Here is a 21,586-nt window from a genome sequence, read left to right as displayed (position 1 = left end):
GTCCTTAGTAGTTCATTGAGCGTTTGATCGCTTCATAAATCTTCAAATGATCAGCCATGTACTCTTTCTCATGACACAGCGGATACGGTACGTCGATACCGCAAACACGTGCAATTGGAGACTCCAGATACAAGAAGCATTTATCCTGAACGGTTGCTGCGATTTCGCTGGCAAAACCACCCGTTATCGGAGCTTCCTGGCTAATCACTAAACGGCCCGTTTTTAAAACTGACTGAGTCACGGTTTCAACATCCCACGGAGATATGGTCCGTAAATCAATCACTTCACAGGAAACGCCGTCTTCTTCAGCTTTTTCGACCGCTTTTTCGGTCATTTCCATCTGCGCACCCCAGCCAAGAACGGTAATATCGCTACCTTCTTTAACCACGTCAGCTTTGCCTAACGGAATGGTGTACTCTTCTTCTGGCACTTCACCTGTGGATGCGCGGTACAGCCGCTTCGGCTCCATGAATAACACCGGGTTTTTCTCAAAAATTGCGCTCAGCAATAACCCTTTCGCTTCGTAAGGGTTACGTGGTGTGACAATTTTAATGCCTGGAGTATGTGCAAAGTAGGCTTCCGGGGACTGTGAGTGATAGTGACCACCCGCAATACCACCACCGTAAGGTGTACGAATGGTTAAGCCGCCGACATTAAATTCATTACCTGAGCGATAACGGAACTTTGCCGTTTCATTTACAATTTGGTCAAACGCCGGAAAGATGTAATCGCCGAACTGTATTTCAGCGACTGCATAACTGCCTTGTGACGCAAGACCGTTGGCAAAACCAATAATGCCTTGCTCAACCAATGGCGTATTAAAGTTACGGTGTTTACCGTATTTTTCAGTTAAGCCTGAGGTTGCACGGAATACACCACCAAAACCACCGGTATCTTCACCGAAACTGTATACGTTGTCGTGCTTGGCCATCGCCAGGTCTAATGCGCTGTTGATGGCTTGTAGTAAATTCATTTTAGCCATTAGTCCATTCTCCCTGACGTTTTGCTGTAGGCATCCGGATATTTACGAATGTGATCTTTTAATTCGTCCAACTGCTCTTTCAGCATATCAGTCGGTTCGTCATAAACATCGTTGATCAGTTCATCGATGTGAGGGACTGGCACTTTTTCTGATTCTTTCAACGCTGCCAGAACTTTGGCTTTAACTTCTGCATGATGCTCTTCAACATGGTCTTTATCCAACCAGCCTTCGTTCATCATCCATTTCTGTAGACGGTCGAGGGGATCCTTAGCCTGCCAGTCAGCTTCTTCTTCACGCGTACGGTAACCCGTTGGATCATCTGATGTTGAATGACCTGACATACGATAGGACATCGCTTCAATTAATACCGGCTCGTTTTCTTCTACGGCTAAACGGCGTGCTTCCTGAGTGGCTTTCAACACTGCAAACGCGTCGTTACCGTCGATACGAATGGTTTTCATACCATAGCCAATACCACGTGGTGCAATACCATCGCCGCTGTATTGTTCGCCTTGTGCCGGTGTTGATATGGCGTAGCCATTGTTACGACAGAAAAAGATAACCGGAACTTTATAAACCGACGCCATATTCAAAGCCGCATGGAAATCACCTTCTGACGCGGCGCCTTCACCAAAGTAGCAAATAGTGCACTTTCCAGTTTTATCCATTTTCTGGCCAAATGCATAGCCAGTAGCCTGAGGAATTTGCGTTCCCAGTGGGGAAGAAATGGTCATAAAGTTAAGATCAGCACAGCCGTAGTGAACCGGCATTTGACGACCCTTGCCTAAATCTTTCTCGTTGGAAAACAGCTGATTCATAAACTGTTCAACAGTAAAGCCACGATAAGCCAATGCGCCCTGTTCGCGGTACTGACCCATAATCATGTCGCCAAAATCCAGTGCAGCTGCGGAAGCTACACTTGCCGCTTCCTCACCACGAGAGGCAAGATAGAAGCTAATACGACCCTGACGTTGGGCAGCAATCATGCGCTCATCAAGAATGCGGATAAATTGCATGGTGTCGTGAATTTTCACGATCAGCTCTTTATCGTATTCCGGCATGTCGGCATCTTTATGAAAACTGCCATCTTCTTTTAAGATTTGCAGCATCGGAATTGTGACAGAATTTTTATCAAACCATTTCGGCTTGGTCACAATTTCTGTGTTGTGTTTTTTATCCTTGGCCATAACCTTCTCTTTCGGTTTAAAGCTGGGTGGGAAATTGACGCTACTTTACCTTTACGTAAAGTGACATGCAAACCACTCACTAATGAAAACTCAGTGCGCTAAGTGTAAATAGAAACGAACAGTAATAACAACAAAGACTGACTACTTAGACCAGTAATCTCAGAACAAGTCGAGAGATTCTGTTGGTATCTTTACCACCGTTAATAGCGCTCGATGACCCAAAGCCACTTTGGCATTAGGGAAAATAATATGCTCACCATTGTGTTGCGCATAATGATTTTTGTCGCCGTCGCGAGCCAATAAATCACCTTTATCAAAAGAGGTAAAGTTAGCAGCATCATCCGCAAAGTTTAGTTCAAAGTCCTGCTGTGTGCGGTTAATGGTTTGTGCCTCTTTGAACACATAATGCTTTTCTGGTTCAAATGGGCCAAAGTCCAGCTCCACCTCAGCCAGTAACTGACGCAGTGTTTTTTCCGCTGCAGCAAACTTTGTACGATCGTTTTCACCAAATGGACGCACCTTACCCAGTTCAACCGTAAACGCCTGAGCGTTAAACTGTCTGACACTAAAATAAGAAAAAGTCGTGGTTGGCGCCTGGTTCAATAACACCGTATCCACTCCGCACGCCAGTAAAAACTGAAGTTGGTGTCGGCTATAAGGGGCGCCGTGTGTGAACGGGTACACCGCAAATTTTTCACGTTTCGAATCCCGTATAGCGGTATGCAAGTCATAGTGCAGTCGCTGACGCGGCCCCTCAGGGGCTGATAAATAAAAACGCTCCACGTAGCCTTCTATTTTTGCCGCCCGCTCACGCTCTTTATTGTTTGTGTCACCTTTACTATGGGCGCCACTAAACAAACGATTCATGTTTTCTTCAACAAACCGCTCTCCCTTATTAATAGAGGCAGGGTTTGCTATTAAGAATAACGTCCGGTGCGTTACCGTCTGCTTTTCGCTGATAATATCATTAATAATATCCCGGCAAATTTCGATAGGTGCCGTTTCATTGCCGTGGACTGCGCAAGACAGAATAATATCTTTGTGTCCGACCGGAGTTGCGGGAGTAACTTCTAATACACCGCTGTCCCAAACTGAAAGTTGGGTGCCGTTCTCTAAGCTGATTTCAGCAGTTTCTTCACTGCCCCACTCATTGTCACAACTCCAACCCAGAAAATCCGAAAATATCTTATTCAAACCTTTCTCCTACGATTTTTTGCCCGGAACAAAACCTTTGGTTGCCAGCAGTTCACGCAACACCCTGGAACGGTACTCACGACGGTAAAGTACAATCACGACGGCTGCGCTGGACGCAATCAGGGCTAGCGGGTGCAAAAACCAGGATAAGTAAGCCAGCGCGAAATAATACGTTCTTAGCCCTTTATTGTACTCATGCCCGGATTGATCCAGTACTTTTGCAGCATGTCTGGCAAATCTATCTCTTTCTTCTTCTGGCTTATTATCCTGATGATACTCCACAGAAGCACCCAACAGTACGGATACAAAGCCAAACTGACGAATTGACCAGGTGAATTTAAAGAACGCATAAATAAAAATAAGCGCTAATACCGCAAGCTGAAACTGAACCATAATGGCGCTGGTGTGAGGCGTTAAGGGCAGTTTATCCAGCACAAAAACCACCTCATCAGCATGCGCTAATACGGTAATTACACCCGCTAAAACCAGAATAGTGGAAGACGCAAAGAAGGTAACCGTACGTTCTACGTTACCAATTAAAGAGGCATCTGCAACTTGGTTGTCTTTGTGCATGACGGTAGTAAACCAGTCAATTCTGAGCGAGCACAAAATACTGGATAAACAATGAGTTGTTTTCGCTCGCCTCTTGGCAAAAAGCGAATAGCCTACCCAACTAAAAAAGAAAAATGCTAACGCAGCAAGATCAAGAAGAGACAACACCATGTCCACGTTTCCTTGAGAGTTATCGAGTTGAAAGATGCATTAATTGTGATGGCTTTAGTTTACCAGTTTATGACGAACCATACGATAAAGCCGGAGACTACGCTCCGGCTTTATTTCTTTTCATTGCTGTTTAATAGTTTTCTAAAGCTTCTTTCGTACTCATGTCTTTTGGCTCTGGTGGTTTTGCTAAGCCATACCAGGACAACATAGTACGCATTCCGCGCTTGCTATCCGCAAGAATAAGATACAGACAAGGTATTAATAGCAACGTAATAATCGTCGCGAAGATAATACCAAAGGCTAGCGAAATTGCCATTGGAATGACTATCTTAGCTTGCAGACTCTTTTCCAGAACAATCGGCAGCAGACCAAAGAAGGTCGTTAACGACGTTAAGGTAATAGCCCGGAAGCGTCGACAGCCAGCGTCCAAAACAGCTTTACGCAAGTCTGTACCCACTTCTCTGGCGCGGTTGACATAGTCCACCATAACCAGACTGTCGTTTACCACAACACCTGCCAGCGCGATAATACCAAACAAACTCAGGATACTGACCGGCATACCGATAACCCAATGCCCGATAACAGCCCCAATAACACCAAATGGAATCACTGACATAATAATCAGAGGCTGACTATAAGACTTTAACGGAATTGCCATTAACGCATAGACAGCGAACATTGCCAGTAAACCACCGATTGCCAATGAATCTGTTGCTTCGGCTTCGTCCTGAGTTGCGCCTTGCAGCTGGAAGTTAACACTTGGGTACTTATCCAGAATAGGCTGAATCTTATCCTTGCGAACTTCTTCTACAATGCGGAAAGGTTCAACCATCTCTTTATTAACCCGGGCACGGACATTGACCGACCGTTGACGATCAATACGAGTGATGGTGCTGTAGCCTTCTGCAAATTGAATTTCCGCCAGTTCGGTAAACGGAATTTCAGAGCCATCAGGGGCACGCAGCTTCATATCCTTAAGGTTACCAACGGATTCTCGTTGCTCTCTAGGATAACGTACCATCACTTTTACTTCTTCATCGCCCCGCTGTATACGTTGAGCTTCTGCACCGTAAAAAGCGTAACGAACTTGCGTTGCCAATTCAGCCAGATTAATGCCCATGGCGGTTGCTAACGGTTTGGTTTGTAAAATGATTTCTTCTTTACCATCACCAAAGGTATCTTCGATATCAAATACACCGTCGTAGTCAGACAGTTCTTTTTTCAGTTCCTCAGACGCAGCTTTTAACTCATCAAGGTCTTCACCGACTAACTGAAATTCAAGATCAAAACCGCTACCACCACTCATACTTCCCTGGAAATTGAGTGCTCGCACACCCGCCAGCTCCGGTACCGATTTACGCCACTGATCAACAATCTCAAAGCCATCAATTTGGCGTTCCTCACCTTTTTGGAGCTCAACGAAAACCGTACCTGAAGTACTTCCGTTCATCCAAATATTGGTATGACGAACCACGCCTTCACCTTCGGTTTCCTTAATGTCGTTATTAACTTCTGTTAGCGAATCCTGAACTGTGTTTAAAACCTCAATAGTGCGGGTTTCAGACGTGCCCGGTTGCATCTCAACATTCGCCTGAATAAAGTCACTGGGAATATCGGGGAAGAAAACCCAACGCACAATGCCGCCGCTAATCAGACCCACCATCAAAATCAGCATGCCTAAAAAGGTTGCTAACGTTGTATAGCGATAATGCAGGCATTTTTTCAAAAATGGACGATAGTGGTTATCGACAAAGGACTTAATTGCTCCTGCAAACTTATTCCGAAAACGCTGGAAAGCATTTGCCTTTTCACCCTCTTGCTTTGAGTATTTCATATTGCTGATGTGCGCAGGCAATATCAACTTCGACTCAACCAGAGAGAAAGCCAGACAAAGAATAACTACCCAGGCAATGGATTCCCAGATGGCCCCCATGCCTCCCTCAACGGTCAGCATAGGAACAAAAGCAACCATGGTAGTGAGAACCCCAAAGGTTGCCGGCATTGCCACTTTCTTGGCCCCGGCTATTACGTTATCAATACTTTTCCCGTTTTCTTCAATTTCGGTGTAGGCGCTCTCCCCTATGACAATGGCATCGTCCACCACTATCCCTAACACCAATATGAAACCGAATAGGGAAATCATGTTGATCGACACGTCAAACATAGGCAGAGGCATTAAAGCGATGGTTCCTAAGAAGCACACCGGGATACCTATCATGACCCAAAAGGCGAGACGTAATTGCAAGAATAATGACAGCATCAGGAAAACCAGCAAGCCGCCCATCCACATGTTGTTTAGCATTAAGCCTAAACGGCCTTGCAGATAATAGGATGAGTCTCCCCACTGGGCTAGTTTCACTGCCTCAGGCAGCTCCTTATTCTTCCTCTCCACATAACCGCGAACGTATTCAGCTATCTTAAGATCGTTTTGATCACCAACTGACTGAACCCTAATGAAGGTTGCCGGTTTACCGTCAAAGCGTGTATAAGACTCTTCCTCAACAAAACCATCTTGAACCTTGGCGATATCGCCTAAAGTTAAACGGGTTCCGTCAGCACGGCTTAATAGAACAATTTTTTCGAACTCACCGCCAACATAAGCCTGGTTATCAGCCCGCAATAAAATATCACCGTTCGGGGTTTTAATAGAGCCACCCGCAACATCAATTGACGTACCTCTTACGGCTTCTACAATTTGTGAAAATGTCAGGCCATAACGCTCGAGATCTTCTTGTGAAATTTCAATAGAAATCTGATAACTGCGATCCCCAACGACATCAACTTTAGTGATACCACCCACCGTTTTCAGTTCATCCCGGACATCTTTGGCAAGCTCCTTTCGAGCTCGCTCATTAAGGTCGCCATAGACGGACATCCAGATGACTTGTCGCTGAGGCCTGACCCGGTAAATGTTGGGTTTCTCAATCTGCTGCGGAAAGTTCGGGATAGCATCTACCAGCATCTTGACTTCATCCATGACCACTTGTACATCGTAGCCAGGCTCAACTTCCAGGGTGACGCTACCTCCACCTTCTCTGGATTGAGAGGTCATCTCTTCAATGCCATTGACGTCTTCTAAGGCGTCCTCAATCAGAATAATGACGCCTTGTTCAACTTCCTGCGGTGCGGCACCTGGGAAAGGCACCTGAATGCTGATGATATTTAACTCTATTTCCGGAAACATTTGCTTACGTACAGTAAAGACCGACAATGCACCGGCAACCAGAATAATAATCATCAATAAATTTGCAGCTACCGAGTTGCGTGCAAACCACGCAATCAAACCTGTTTGTTTTTCTGTTGTCATGATGCTTACCCGCCTACATTTTCAGAGTCGCCGGCTTGCTTCTCGCCTTTATCATCTGCTTTAGCCGCCGTTTCCATTTGCTCTGGTAATGGGTCGCCCGGCAAGCGGACTTTCATCCCCGGCAAAGCATTTTTCAGTTGCGTCAGTACGACTTTGTCGCCATTCTCCAGACCTGAGCTGATTAAGCTTGTGTTGCCTTGCGTGCGTACAACCTCAACATGGCGCTTCTCCAACTCCCTGTTTTTAGGAACAACCCAAACTGAGCCGTCAGGATTCAATGCATAAGTGGGTATCTCGATAATATCCGTTGCCGGTTTGCCCTCTATCTTTGCCTGCACAAAACGTCCATAACGGAGCGGAGCCGGATGGGTTTCGTCTGCTAGGTTATAAGGATCTTTAACTTCAACAACACCATAAATAACACGACTGCTCTCATCTAAGACGCCTTCGGTTCGGACCATACGCCCCTGCCAGGTGATCGCTTCTCCAGAGACAACAGACTCTAATTGAACCAGAGGCTTTTTATCTGCGGTGGCAGGATCAAGAATGTAAGTCATATCGAGATCACTTAATGGCAACCGAACTTCGGCGCTTCGGGTATCGTAAAGCATTGCAATTTGGCTACCGGTTGATACGAATTGCCCTAAGTCAGCCTCTTTACTTTTTAATATACTGTCAAAAGGTGCTTTTATGGTTGTTCTCTCCAGGTCTCGTTCCGCTTTAGCCAAATTAGCTTCTGCCGATTCAACCGCGGCTACCGCGCTCGCTAGCTGTGGTTTACGCAAGCCCAGCTCAGGCGCTTTGCCATCTTTAAATGCAGCCCATTCTTCTTCTGCTACACGAGCACGTGCTTTCTCCTGTTCAAGCTCTGACTGAGCCTGAAGTAACGCAGCACGAGCTTGCTGAACGGCGACTTTATAATCAGAAGGATCAACCTTCACTAACATGTCACCCTTTTGAAAAAAGCCACCAGCATTATAGTTCTCAGCAACATCCACAATCTGTCCGCTGACTTCTGCTACCAACATCGTTGAGTGTTTAGGTTCGACCGTACCCTGAGAATCAACAATAAACGTTAGATCCCGGGAGTTAACGTCGCTGACCTCAACCATTACTGCAGGTTTATCTTTTTCTCGCGTCTTTGGCGGCTCAGCACTCATACTCGCCAGTATCGACAAAGCGATGGCCCCGACAATGATCAGTGGTGGAATAAAAGCACGTTTTGGAAATTTCATATTATTGTTCTACTCATGATTGATTAACTCACAGCGTTATTATCGCTGTTAATAATGTAAAATGTTAGGCGTTAACTGTTGCCAGTTGTGTGATTACAGCAGAAAGTTGTAACCGACTGTTTCAGCCTTCAAGTAACCAGCGTTCCGCAGCTTCTACATAACGAGGTTTACCCACTAACAAAACCACATCTTGAGGTTGAAACTGTGTATCGGGATCAGGCTCAGGAAATTCCTCGTCATCGCGACGCAACGCTTTCAATTGAACCTGGTGCTTGTCCCAATCCAGCTCATCAATACGCTTGCCGTTTGCCCATGCATTTTCCGGTAAGGTTAACGCTCGCAAAAACTCGAGCTTATCGACAAGCTCAGGTGCCATATCGGTTTCGGAGCCCTGAAAGAACCCATGCATCTCACCGTAATGATTACGCCGTTCTTTGTCCAAACGAGCCAAAATACGACGTATAGGAATTCCGCTGCGGCTCAGTACGTGGGAGATTAGCATTAAGCTGGCTTCCAAAGTATCAGGAACAACTTGAGAGGCTCCAGCCTCCTGCAGCTGAGTCAGCCTCGTATCATCGCGGCTCCGCACAATAATGTAAGCCTCAGGGTTTAACTGCCGTAGTTCCTTCAGTACTTCCAGCGCTCTTATGTCATCAGCAAAACTGATAATAATAAGATCAACCGTTTCAGCGCCTACTGCGCGTAGAATATCTTTTCGCGCGCTGTCACCAAAGTACACGCGAGCACCACCGGCAACCGCTTCCTGCACTCTCATCGGGTCATTGTCTACCGCGATATGCGTGATCCCCTCAGCATCCAGAAAACGACTCATTGTCTGGCCCACTCGCCCAAAACCACAAATCAATACTTGGTTTTCCAACCCTTCGCTGTGTGTCGTCCGCTGCTGTTCAATATCGGCTAACGGATCGGGGTAGCGGACAACAAGGTTTACCAAAAACTTAAGACGGTGAATTACAATAGGGGTTATCGCCATACTCAACACCCCAATACCTATCATGCTGGTGACGATTTCTTTACTCAGTAAACCGTGAGTGTTGGCCAGAGCCACAATAACAAAACCAAACTCACCCATTTGAAACAGCGACAAACCACTGCCCCAGGAGTCTTCATCGCGTTCACCCATAAAGCGGGCTACCGAACTAATTAAGGCTATCTTTACGACAGCCATAACCAACACCGCTAACACTATCCAGTGGACGTTTTGGACAAAGCCCTGAAGCTGTAACTGCATGCCTATGGTGGTAAAAAACAAGCCCATTAAAATGTCACGAAACGGACGGATATCCGCTTCTAACTGGTGTTTGTACTGACTTTCTCCCAACATCATTCCGGCCAGGAAGGCTCCTAATGCCATAGAAAGTCCAAACACCTGTGTCATGCCACCGGCGACTAGTGCAACCAAGAGGGTGGCGAGAACAAAGAGTTCGTCAGTACGCTGTTTCGCTATTTCTTTAAATAAATAGGGCAAGACCCATTTGCCTATTGCCATGAGCACAGCAATAACCGCCGCACCTTTCGCCAGAGCCAGCAATAGGGTATAGCCAATGTTGCCACCATCTGTCGCCAACAGTGGAATAATGATAAGCAATGGGACGACAGCAATATCCTGAAAGAGCAGGATAGCGATGGTCATCTGCCCCCGACGGGTTGACGTTTGCGCACTTTCTTTCAGCTGCTTGATAACAACAGCAGTCGACGACAGCGCTAACGCTCCTGCTATTGCTAAAGAAGCAGCCCATTCGTCCAGCCAGATAAACCCAACCAACATAAATACCAGCAGTGAGCCAAGCACCTGGGCTGCCCCCAGCCCAAATACCCACCTGCGCATTGCTATCATCTTAGGTAATGAAAACTCCAGACCAAGTGAGAATAGAAGTAGAACGATACCGAGCTCAGCAACCAGGTGGTAATCATCGGGGTCAGCGACCCAGCCCATAACGTCAGGCCCGGCGATAATTCCGGCAGTTAAGTACGCCAAGATGGCAGGTAACTTAACCCGTCGGAACAACCACACCAAAATAACGGCCACCGCTAATAAAAGCATAAGGCTGGAAAAAGTACCGTTCATTCAGAAGCCTCTGGATTTATTGTTTTTTGTTAGTGTCAAAATAATAACACTCTTTTGTTTCAGAAAAACTATCTCCTATAAAGTTTTGTAAAATATAGGCTTTTTAATTTTGGCCTAAATTTTGCTTAAACTCTTTTCAATTACTATTAAATCCATGCACTAAGGGTTGTCATGCTAAACAGAGCTGTTGCAAAAACTGAAAATAAAACAACTGAGAACAAAACTCAGGCAATTATCAGTCAATTAACTTCATCAACGGATCTGCAGAGTAAATCGACGCCCTTGAGCGAGCGTTTGCAAACGTCACTTGATTTGCATCAGGTGCTTTCACTTTATGCAGACTACCTGATTCAGCGTCTACCTGTCAGTGCACTGCAATTCATTTCCGATGATCAAATCATCAATTTAGTCGGCGATTATGAAAACCGCGCCAATGAGTACTCCGTCATGCTCTACGCAGACAATGAGTACTTGGGGCAGATGATTTACCAATTTAAACGCCCACCGTCCTACGTCAACAAAGTACGACTGGAACAAATGCACCGTCAGTTGACCTTTCCTTTGCGAAACGCGATGCAATTTTCAAAGCTACGACAAGCCGCAATACGCGACCATTTAACGGGTCTGGGGAACCGGGCCCTGCTGGATGAAACGCTGGAGCACTTGAGTGCCCGTTTAAAGCGGGATAACAGCCAATCACACATTGTTATGCTACTGGATATGGACGGTTTTAAAGCCGTCAACGACCGTCACGGCCACCAGCAAGGTGACGAGGTACTGAAGCAATTCGGACGTCTACTTCAGCAGCAACTGCGCGATACTGATCGAGTTTTCCGTTACGGTGGCGATGAGTTCGTTCTCATATTGGAAAATACGCATTCACAACAGGCTGAAGACGTTTTCATCCGCATTCGCGATGCCTTAAATAATGACATCAGCCTTGCTACGTTTAATATTGGCGTCAGTGCTGGCAGTTTGGCAATGGAAAACTTCCATAGCCCTCAGGATATTATTGATGAAGCCGACAGACGCCTCTACGTAGCAAAAGTTTCAGGTAAGAATCAGCACCTGAGTTGACTCCATATTGGTTCAGGCAAATCAAGGTTATCGACAGTCTGGTAGCTGAACCAGCCAAGACCAGCCACCCATAGGTATTCTCCATTCAGCTCGACTATTAGCTGCCTTTGCCTCCACCAAGGCGGCACTCCGGCCTGTTTGAGCCAGTCTTTAGGTTTCTTTCTGCCCTGCCGTCCTGGCTTTGCAAGCTTCTCTGTTGGCAGTGAAAACCTTAACCAGAGTTCATTAGTATCAGTCAGCAGAGAAGATGGTATATGCAGCTTGCCCCACTCACCTAAATCGGTTTCGACTTGGGTTATTTTCTGGCTCTCTGGCAAGTCGGGCATTTTAGTGTCACACCATAAAGCCTGTTGGAAATAACGCACAGTATAACCGTCACACTGCACTTGCAGCTGGCTATCATTTTCGGCCGACAATGCTTGCCGTCGAATTTGCTCCAATTGCTCATAACTGGGCAACGAGCGCCTTAGCCCTTGCAGCCAGGTCCTCAGTAAAGCTCTTTGCATGGCCCCCGAATGTGCTTGTAACGTACGCAGTGGAAAGTGTCTCTCATCTGTCTGCTGGCTTCTTAACTTCTCCAGTAAAAGCTCATCCATTACTTGCTGCTGTTCTGCACACAGCTTTGCCGCTCGTAACACACTATGACCAAACTGCGGCCAACGCTGTTCTATAAGCGGAACAACCTTATGTCTCAAAAAGTTGCGTTCAATGCGGGTATCGTAGTTGGTGTCGTCTTCAATCCAAGTCAGTTTGCGTTGTTGAGCATACTCCAGAATCTGTTCTTTACTGACACTCAGCAAAGGACGGCATAATCGGCGGTTGCCTATCCAAGACTGAACTTTTGCCATTGATGATAAACCTTTGGGCCCGCTACCGCGCTTAAGCTGCAGAAAAAAGGTTTCGATTTGATCGTTGCGATGCTGCCCAAGTAACAATACGGAATCATCGTCCGTCAGCTCGGCCATACGTTGATAACGCCGCTCACGCCCGGCAGCTTCTTTGCTTTGGCGATTCGCAAGAACAATTTCCAGCGGCTCAAATATCGTTTCAACGCCGTAGGCCTTTGCAGCCTGTTCAATGGTTTTTGACCATTCTGCTGAACTGGGATGAAAACTATGATCCAAATGGATTGCTAAGTAGCGATATTGAGGGTTTTTCTGACGATAGCGTATCAGCAAATCAAGAATGGTTTGAGAGTCGGCACCGCCGCCGAGAGCAGCAACTAACTGCTGTCCCGGCTTTAAGGCAAGCGACTCTATACTGTCACAAAACAGGTCGTAAAGACCATCGTCCATCATTGAGAATTAGCAATAACCAAAGGACATGAGTTTACGGTAGCGCTGATCCAGCAGCTCATCATGGCTCAAGCCTTGCAGGCTTCCTAAGTCGGCAATCAGTTGCCGTTTTAAGCGAACGGCCATTTCTTCCTGGTGACGATGCGCTCCGCCTAAAGGTTCCGGGATAACAGCATCAACAAGCCCAAGCTCTTTACTGCGTTGTGCTGTTACACCCATCGCTTCAGCTGCTAGTGGCGCTTTACTGGCGCTTTTCCATAAGATGGAAGCACATCCCTCGGGTGATATCACTGAGTAAGTGCTGTATTGCAGCATATTAACGCGATCGCCGACACCGATTGCCAGGGCACCACCGGAACCACCTTCACCAATAACAGTACAAACAATAGGAACCGTTAAGCGTGCCATGACTTTTAGGTTACGCGCAATGGCTTCACTTTGTCCTCGTTCCTCTGCACCAATTCCAGGGTAAGCCCCTGGTGTATCAATGAAAGTAACAATAGGCATTTTAAAGCGTTCCGCCGTTTGCATTAATCTTAATGCTTTACGGTAACCTTCGGGTTTCGGCATACCAAAGTTACGACGAATTTTCTCTTTGGTTTCACGCCCTTTCTGCTGACCAATCACCATCACTGGTTTGCCGTCTAAGCGTGCAATACCGCCAACAATAGCTTCATCATTGGCAAAGGAACGATCGCCCGCTAATTCATCAAACTCAGTGAATATCATACGGATATAATCGAGCGTATAGGGTCGCAGTGGGTGACGTGCCAATTGGGCCACTTGCCATGCACCTAAATCAGAAAAGATTTTCTCTGTCAGTTCCTGACTTTTTGTGGTCAAGCGCTGAACTTCTTCTTCTAAGTTCAGATCCAGCTGTCCTCGGTTACCGACCGATTTCAACTCTTCAATTTGCGCTTCAAGTTCCGCAATAGGTTGTTCAAAATCCAGAAAATTAAGGCTCATTCGCTGTCATTTCCTTTAAAATTCAAGTGAGACTTGCTGAGTTCCCAACAAGTTCTGTAATTCGTATAGTAATTCATCAGACGGATTCACATACCATTGTGCGCCCACATTCAACAAGGCTTCAACACGTTCCGACTGATACCGCATTTTTATCGGACAAGTCCCTTCAGCAAAGGGCTGCAATAGCTTTTCCAGTTTTCCGGCCAGACCTTTGGATAATTGTTCATCTGTTACCGTAATCGCCAAATGTTTGAGGTAGGTCTCTCGTGCCTGCTCAATTGCCATCACTTCTCTGGCAGTCATTGTATTGCTATTACTGAAGTTATCAAATCTGACCTCACCCTTTATCCACAAAATTCGGTCTTTTTCGAGCAATTCCTGATAACTTTCGTACTCATTACTGAACAAGCGTACATCCATGCGTGCCGTTTTGTCATCTAAAGTCACTATAGCAAATCGTTGACCGCGTTTATTGGTTAATACACGCACATCGATAACTAAACCGGCAATAGCAATACTTTCATCTTTACGCGTTGGAGTGACATTGGATAGCGTACTATTAATATAATGCTTGAGCTCTTCACGAAAACGATTAATAGGATGTCCGGTTAAATAGAGACCTAAGGTATCGCGTTCACCCTCAAGCCATACCGCTTCAGACCATTTGCGCACCGTAACAAATTCTTGTTCCACCGCTTCAGGTTCAGTGGTCAGCACCCCAAACATATCTGACTGACCAATTTTCTCCGCATTTAAATGCTGCTCTGCCTGACGAATAGCTTTTTCCAACGTAGCCATTAGCGCAGCCCGATGTGGCCCCAGGTTGTCCATCGCGCCCGCTCGGATCAAACGTTCAAGAATACGTTTGTTCATCCGCTTTAAGTCCACCCGGCAACAAAAATCAAATAAGTCCCGGAACGGGCCGCCCTCTTGACGCGCTTTTATTATAGACTCAATTGGCCCTTCGCCTACGCCTTTAATTGCGCCAATACCGTAAACCACTCGTTGCTGCTCATCGACGATAAACTTGTATTCGCCTTTATTCACATCCGGTGGCAGCAAATCCAATCCCATGCGTTCGCATTCATCGGCCAGAGTGACAATCTTATCGGTGTTGTCCATATCGGCCGACATCACCGCTGCCATAAACTCTGCCGGATAATGAGTTTTCATCCAAAGGGTTTGATAAGAAACCAACGCGTAGGCAGCAGAGTGTGACTTGTTGAAGCCGTAACCGGCGAACTTCTCCACCAAATCGAAGATTTTCATCGCCAGTTCAGGATCAATGTTATTTCGAGCGGCCCCTTCACGGAAAATTTCGCGCTGCTTGGCCATTTCTTCCGGCTTTTTCTTACCCATAGCGCGTCGTAACAAATCAGCACCACCTAGCGTATACCCCGCCAGTACCTGAGCAATCTGCATCACCTGCTCTTGATACAGGATAACGCCGTAAGTTGGCTCCAGTATGGGTTGTAAACTGTCATGCTGATATTCCACATCGGGGTAAGAAATTTCCTCCCTGCCGTGCTTACGATCGATAAAGTTATCCACCATACCGGACTGCAGTGGGCCCGGACGGAACAAGGCCACCAATGCAATGATATCTTCAAACGAATCGGGCAGTAGCTTCTTAATCAGCTCTTTCATACCACGGGATTCCAACTGGAAAACCGCCGTTGTTTCAGCCTTTTTCAATAACCTGAAGCACTTTGGATCGGTTAAATCAATGGAGGTAATATCAATTGGATCCTTACCACTTTGAGCATGACGACGGTTCACCATATCCACCGCCCACTGGATAATGGTCAGGGTTCGCAGCCCCAGAAAGTCAAACTTAACCAAACCCGCTGATTCAACATCGTCTTTATCAAATTGGGTAACTGGGTTATTGCCTTCGTCATCGCAATACAACGGTGAAAAATCGGTGATTTTGGTTGGAGAAATAACCACTCCACCAGCGTGTTTACCAGCGTTACGAGTCACACCTTCCAAAATCCTGGCCATATCAATAATGGCCTTAACCTCTTCATCTTGTTCGTACGCAGCACCCAGTTGCGGCTCTATTTCAAAAGCTTTCGCCAATGTCATGCCGGGATCACCCGGTACCAGTTTTGAAATCCTGTCGACAAAGCCATAGGGATGAGCCAGAACCCGTCCAACATCTCGTATCGCTGCCTTAGCCGCCATAGTACCGAACGTGATAATCTGCGAAACTGCTTCGCGGCCATAGAGATCAGCAACATGGTCAATTACCTCGTCACGGCGATCCATGCAAAAGTCGACATCAAAGTCCGGCATGGAAACCCGTTCCGGGTTCAGGAATCGTTCAAAAAGCAGGTCAAACTCAAGTGGGTCAAGATCCGTAATTTTAAGCGCATAAGCCACCAGAGATCCGGCACCAGAGCCACGTCCGGGTCCCACTGGTATACCGTTGTCTTTACTCCACTGAATAAACTCCATAACGATAAGGAAGTATCCGGGAAAGCCCATATCGTTGATAACGCCCAACTCTCGTTTGAGCCGTTCATCATACTCAGGCCGCTTCTTTTGTCGCTCTTCGCCGTCAGGGAATAAAAACTCTAAACGCTCTTCCAACCCCTCTTCCGAGGCCTTGATTAAAAATTCTTCAGTGGTTAAATCACCGGTAGGAAACTTAGGCAGAAAGTACTCGCCCAGCCGTACCGTGACATTGCAGCGTTTTGCTATCTCAATGGTGTTTTCTATCGCTTCAGGGATATCAGAGAACAGCTCGATCATCTCTTCGCTGGAGCGTAAATATTGTTGTGGAGAATATTTTTTTGGCCGACGTTTATCTTCTAATTGATAGCCATCATGAATCGCAACTCGAATTTCATGCGCATCGAAGTTTTCCTCTTTAAGAAAAACCACTTCGTTCGTAGCCACCACCGGCAATTCGGTCTCACCCGCCAAAGCCACCGCTTTGTGAAGGTAATCTTCTTCCTGCGGTCGGCCGGTGCGCACAAGCTCAAGGTAGTACCGATTAGGAAAGTATTGCTGATAAAAGTCCAGTGCAGCATTAAGCGGCTCGTCGTGCCCCTTAATTAATGCCTGCCCGACATCGCCATGACGACCGCCCGACAGCAAAATAATTCCTTCGTTATGTTCTTTCAGCCAGTCCTTATCTATAACTGGTTTGCCCTGGATCTCACCACGCAAATAGGCTTTGGAAATAAGTTGGGTTATCTGCTGATATCCTTCGTTGTCCATAGCCAGAGCTGTCAGGCGAAAAATCTCACCTTCAGGATAATCGGCTTGCAGCCAAAAATCGCAGCCTATTAGCGGTTTTAACCCCAACTTATGAGCCGCTCCGTAATAACGAACCAGGCCACAAAAGTTCATTTGATCGGTAATTGCCAGTGCCGGCATACCGGCTTCGGCAACAGCCTCACAAATTGGCCCGACTTTCGCCAGACCGTCAATCATGGAGAAGTCGCTGTGAATTCTTAGGTGAACAAAATTAGGTGCAGTCATTTTACGAATACAGTCTGGCTTATTTCGTTATTATTCTATGGTCGTTATTGTGCCTTAAGCGACCTGCGAAGTATATCGTCAGTGTAACTTCAGTCGCGGTTTTACTACGTGGTTCAGCTTGTCCACCATCAACAGTAAAAACATTTTCCACCAACCGTGTAAGGCCCTTTGATGCATGCGATATAAACTTGCGTAGGCCCAGCGCGCCAAAGTCCCTTCCAGCGACATTGATAAGCTTTTACTTTGCATTAGGTTACCTACGGCCGAATAACGGCTTAGTGAAACTAATGAACCTTTATCTTTATAATGAAAAGGTTTTACATCCTTTTGGCGATACTCGCGAAGAATATTTTTATACAAACGCTCAGCCATTTGATTAGCAGACTGTGCCCGTGGAGGCACCCAGCGCTCATCATCAATTTTACAGCCAGCGCAGTCTCCTATTGCATAAATGCTGCTGTCAGATACCGACTGCAGGTAATCGTTAACCACTATTTGATTGTTCTTACGAACCTCTAGCCCCCAGTCTTTGACCATGTCAGGTGCTCTGACCCCGGCAGCCCATACGATAAGGTCAGCCTCAACATCGTCACCTTCAGATAATACCAGAGCACCTTTCTTTGCTTCTTTCACCGGGTTACCCAGAATAACGTTAACACCGAGCGATTTTAATTTTTTCTCAACTGAACTTGCCAGGCGTTTCGGCAATGCCGGAAGTAATCGATCGCCAGCTTCAACCAAACAGATTTCAAGATGCTCTTTATCCAGGTGGGACAAGCCATAAATCGAAAGCAGAGACACTGAATGCACTAACTCGGCAGCTAACTCTACACCAGTAGCACCACCACCGGCGATAGCCAGAGACAATTTCGTGTTCTGACCATCCTCGAGTGATTGATTCACTCGCAAAAATTCATTCAGCAGTTGTTCATGGAATTCATCAGCCTGGCGCAACGAGTCTAAAAAGTAGCAATGTTCCTCAACTCCGGGTATCCCAAAGTCCGCTGTGACACTACCAATAGCTAAAATAAGTCTATCGTACTGAAGATTCCGCGGTGCTAATATTTCATCACCTTGTTCATCTTTTATGGCAGCAAGTTGAATGGATTTTTTATCTTTATTCACAGACTCTAAGGTTCCGACCAGAAATTGAAAGCCTTCCCGGGCACCCTGTCCTCGATAATCCAGCTCGGCTAAGCGGGAATCCAATGCGCCAGAAGCAACTTCATGCAATAGCGGCTTCCATAGATGGGTGCTGTTACGATCAACCAGAGTAATCTTTGCTTTCTTCTTTCGCCCTAGCTTTCTGCCCAGCTTAGTCGCCAATTCCAGCCCACCTGCACCACCACCTACAATTACAATTCGTTCTTGCATTTGTGCCTCGCTTATCTGCAGATAATAAAAAAGCCACTGACGATGATAACGCCAGTGGCTTCAGATAACGACCACTCAGTCGTAATTATTTTAGTATCGCTTAATCAATACTTGGATCCGTTAATCCACGACGTTCAAGTAAAGCTTCAACGGTTGGTTTCTGTCCACGCCAGTCGATGTACTGCTGCATTGGATCTTTACTGCTGCCTTGTGAAAGAATTTTCTCACGGAACTCTTGACCATTTTCAAGGCTTAGTCCGCCATTATTGCCCATATGTTTGAAGGCATCTGCTGCCAACACTTCACTCCACATATAAGCGTAATAACCGGCAGAATAACCACCTGCAAACACGTGAGCGAAGTAAGTTGAACGATAACGCGGTGGCACTGCTTCTATTGCAACACCGTTTTTCTCTAACGCGTCTTGTTCAAACTCCGTCACATCAGCGATTTCCGTACCCGCTTCTACTGTGTGGTACTCAAGGTCCAATAACGCAGCTGAAATGTATTCAAGCGTATCAAAGCCCTGGTTGAAATTACGAGCTGCCAGCACTTTATCCAACAGTTTTTGAGGGATCTGCTCACCCGTTTCGTAATGCTTCGCGTAGTTTTCGATAACTTTTGGATTCAGCGTCCAGTCTTCCTGGAAGGTTGACGGAAACTCGACATAGTCACGAGGAACTGAAGTACCCGCTTGCGATGGGTATTTCACGTCGGAGAACATACCATGCAATGCATGGCCCATTTCATGGAACATAGTTGACACTTCATCAAAGCTTAGCAGTGTTGGTTCACCCTCTGGCGCTTTGTTGATGTTCATGTTGTTCAAAATAACAGGCTTCTGATTCATCAATTCCGACTGCGTACGGAACGAGCTCATCCAGGCACCGCCACGCTTACTATCACGCGCGTAGTAATCCGCATAGAACAAACCTAAAGTAGAGCCGTCTACATCTTTCACTTCATAGACAACAACATCTTCTTGATAAACCGGAATGTCGTTACGTTCTTCAAAGGTTATCCCAAACAACTGATTCATTGCGTAGAACACCCCATCTTCCAGCACACGGTTAAACTCGAAGTATTTCTTTACTTCGTCAGAGTCAATCGCGTACTTCTCTTCACGGACTTTTTCTGCGTAGTAGAACCAGTCCCACGGTTTCAATTCGTGTTGTTGGCCTTCAGCTTCAATCATTGCACGTATCGCTTCGGCTTCGTTTTCAACATTACTTACAACCGCTGGTACTAAGTCACGCAACATCTTTTTAGCCGCTTCAGGGCTACCCGCCATGTTTTCTTGTAAAACATAGTCGCCCCAAGTTTTATAACCTAACAAACGGGCTTTTTCAGCACGCAACTGGGTCAGCTTCTTAACCATTGGACGAGTGTCTGTTTCGGTATTACCCGTTCCCCGTTTAGCGGACGCTTCCCAAATACGTTGGCGCAACTGACGATTTTCAAGGCTAGCTAAAATAGACTGGCGCGTGGTATTTGTTAAGGTTATTGCGTACTTCCCTGGCATGTCACGACTTTCAGCTGCGCTTGCCAGTTGGCTAATCTGGCTATCGCTTAGCCCTGCCAATGCTTCTTTAGAATCAACGACAACGATATTTTCCTGAGTCAGCTTCATTAAGCTATTACGAAACTCTGTGGTCAGGCTAGAAAGTTGCTCATTAATATCCCGAATTTCTTGCTGTTCTTCTTCATTCAATTCTGCGCCGGCACGGACAAAGCCTGTGTAAGTATCTTCTAGTAAACGTTCTGACGCCGTGTCCAGATCCAATTCATCACGCTTCTCATAAAGTGATTTAATTCGCGCAAACAATTTAGCATTGAGACGAATATTATCACTGTGAGCAGCCATTTTAGGCGCCAGTTCCGCTTGCAACTCGCGAATTTTTTCGTTGCTGTGTGAAGACGACAAGTTGTAAAAAACTGAGGAAACACGACCTAAAATTTGGCCTGACTTTTCCATGGCGACAATAGTGTTTTCAAAGGTTGGAGCATCTTCGTTATTCGCAATGGCTTCAATTTCTGCCATATGCTCTTTCATGCCTTTTTCAAAAGCCGGCTCATAATGAGCGAATTTAATTATATCGAAATTAGGAGCTTCATAAGGTAGCGAACTTGGCTTGAAAAAAGGATTCATCATCGCTGTCGCTTGTTGGCTACTGTCCGCAGCAGCTTCAGGCTTTTGCGTGGTTGATGTGTTGTTGCCTGCATCACTGCACGCTCCCAAAGAAACTGCCGCACTGACGGCAACAGCAAGTAAAGTCTTACGCATCGGTATCTCCCGTTATCGTTTTTATATCACTGTAATTTTAGTGACATTACTCTAGACCTGTAATGGATGTAGCTCAAGAGCTAAACGGCAAAAAGCGCAATATGAGAGGTAAAATCCAGAAAAACGTCGTAATGGAGAAATTAGGGCAAAACCGAAGACAGGGAGTTAACGCTGAAAAGTCATGAAACGAACAGAAGTGTGAAAATGGCGGAGTGGACGGGACTCGAACCCGCGACCTCCGGCGTGACAGGCCGGCATTCTAACCAACTGAACTACCACTCCGCAATATTCTTTGGGGCGTACTAAATGGCGGAGTGGACGGGACTCGAACCCGCGACCTCCGGCGTGACAGGCCGGCATTCTAACCAACTGAACTACCAC

The 21,586-nt window shown here is 46.3% G+C and carries 12 protein-coding genes, 1 tRNA gene and 1 pseudogene; 1 reads left to right on the top strand and 13 read right to left on the bottom strand.

The window, feature by feature from the left end:
• Positions 1-4: 4 nt before the first annotated feature.
• The 7 genes from RBK99_RS00070 to RBK99_RS00040 all read right to left on the bottom strand — a co-directional run bounded on the left by RBK99_RS00070 (position 5) and on the right by RBK99_RS00040 (position 10,717).
• The gene (locus RBK99_RS00070) at positions 5-982 is read right to left on the bottom strand and encodes an alpha-ketoacid dehydrogenase subunit beta (RefSeq protein ID WP_317502611.1); all 978 of its coding nucleotides are present in this window, start codon (positions 980-982) and stop codon (positions 5-7) included.
• On the bottom strand, positions 982-2,169 hold the full coding sequence (locus tag RBK99_RS00065; RefSeq protein WP_317502610.1) for a thiamine pyrophosphate-dependent dehydrogenase E1 component subunit alpha: 1,188 nt from the start codon (positions 2,167-2,169) through the stop codon (positions 982-984). The genes RBK99_RS00070 and RBK99_RS00065 overlap by 1 nt, the downstream gene beginning before the upstream one ends.
• Before the next feature lie 159 nt (positions 2,170-2,328).
• Positions 2,329-3,363: a succinylglutamate desuccinylase gene (gene astE / locus RBK99_RS00060; protein ID WP_317502609.1), complete on the bottom strand. Its 1,035-nt coding sequence runs from the start codon at positions 3,361-3,363 to the stop codon at positions 2,329-2,331.
• Between the two features lie 9 nt (positions 3,364-3,372).
• Positions 3,373-4,086 (bottom strand): DUF599 domain-containing protein, encoded by a 714-nt coding sequence (locus tag RBK99_RS00055; protein WP_317502608.1) that lies wholly within the window; start codon positions 4,084-4,086, stop codon positions 3,373-3,375.
• 130 nt (positions 4,087-4,216) lie between these two features.
• Complete coding sequence (locus tag RBK99_RS00050) at positions 4,217-7,393, bottom strand: efflux RND transporter permease subunit (protein ID WP_317502607.1); 3,177 nt, start codon at positions 7,391-7,393, stop codon at positions 4,217-4,219.
• A 5-nt stretch (positions 7,394-7,398) separates the two neighbouring features.
• Positions 7,399-8,628 carry an efflux RND transporter periplasmic adaptor subunit gene (locus RBK99_RS00045; RefSeq protein ID WP_317502606.1) on the bottom strand — a complete coding sequence of 410 codons (1,230 nt, stop codon included), beginning with the start codon at positions 8,626-8,628 and terminating at the stop codon, positions 7,399-7,401.
• 121 nt (positions 8,629-8,749) lie between these two features.
• Positions 8,750-10,717 carry a monovalent cation:proton antiporter family protein gene (locus RBK99_RS00040; RefSeq protein WP_317502605.1) on the bottom strand — a complete coding sequence of 656 codons (1,968 nt, stop codon included), beginning with the start codon at positions 10,715-10,717 and terminating at the stop codon, positions 8,750-8,752.
• 171 nt (positions 10,718-10,888) lie between these two features.
• Between RBK99_RS00040 and RBK99_RS00035 the strand changes: the two genes are divergently transcribed.
• Positions 10,889-11,794, top strand: coding sequence for a GGDEF domain-containing protein (locus RBK99_RS00035; RefSeq protein ID WP_317502604.1), 906 nt, complete (start codon positions 10,889-10,891; stop codon positions 11,792-11,794).
• Here RBK99_RS00035 and tilS read toward each other — a convergent pair.
• From tilS to RBK99_RS00005, 6 genes and pseudogenes are all read right to left on the bottom strand, one after another.
• Positions 11,727-13,092: pseudogene (tilS, locus tag RBK99_RS00030) on the bottom strand (tRNA lysidine(34) synthetase TilS). The gene RBK99_RS00035 and the pseudogene tilS sit on opposite strands and share 68 nt — an antisense overlap.
• A gap of 6 nt (positions 13,093-13,098) precedes the next feature.
• On the bottom strand, positions 13,099-14,055 hold the full coding sequence (gene accA, locus RBK99_RS00025) for an acetyl-CoA carboxylase carboxyl transferase subunit alpha (RefSeq protein WP_317502603.1): 957 nt from the start codon (positions 14,053-14,055) through the stop codon (positions 13,099-13,101).
• A gap of 15 nt (positions 14,056-14,070) precedes the next feature.
• Positions 14,071-17,547, bottom strand: coding sequence for a DNA polymerase III subunit alpha (gene dnaE, locus RBK99_RS00020; RefSeq protein WP_317502602.1), 3,477 nt, complete (start codon positions 17,545-17,547; stop codon positions 14,071-14,073).
• Positions 17,548-17,625: 78 nt separating this feature from the next.
• Entirely contained in the window at positions 17,626-18,921 is a 1,296-nt protein-coding gene (locus tag RBK99_RS00015; RefSeq protein ID WP_317502601.1) for an NAD(P)/FAD-dependent oxidoreductase, read from the bottom strand.
• Between the two features lie 100 nt (positions 18,922-19,021).
• Positions 19,022-21,205: a M3 family metallopeptidase gene (locus RBK99_RS00010; protein WP_317502600.1), complete on the bottom strand. Its 2,184-nt coding sequence runs from the start codon at positions 21,203-21,205 to the stop codon at positions 19,022-19,024.
• A 205-nt stretch (positions 21,206-21,410) separates the two neighbouring features.
• Positions 21,411-21,487 (bottom strand) — tRNA-Asp (locus tag RBK99_RS00005).
• Between the last annotated feature and the right edge of the window lie 99 nt (positions 21,488-21,586).

This window comes from Idiomarina solivarensis, from assembly GCF_033052755.1.
In the GTDB taxonomy this organism is placed as follows: domain Bacteria; phylum Pseudomonadota; class Gammaproteobacteria; order Enterobacterales; family Alteromonadaceae; genus Idiomarina.
The sequence above is the reverse complement of the archived record's forward strand: the minus strand, read 5'-3'. Positions and strand labels throughout refer to the sequence as shown.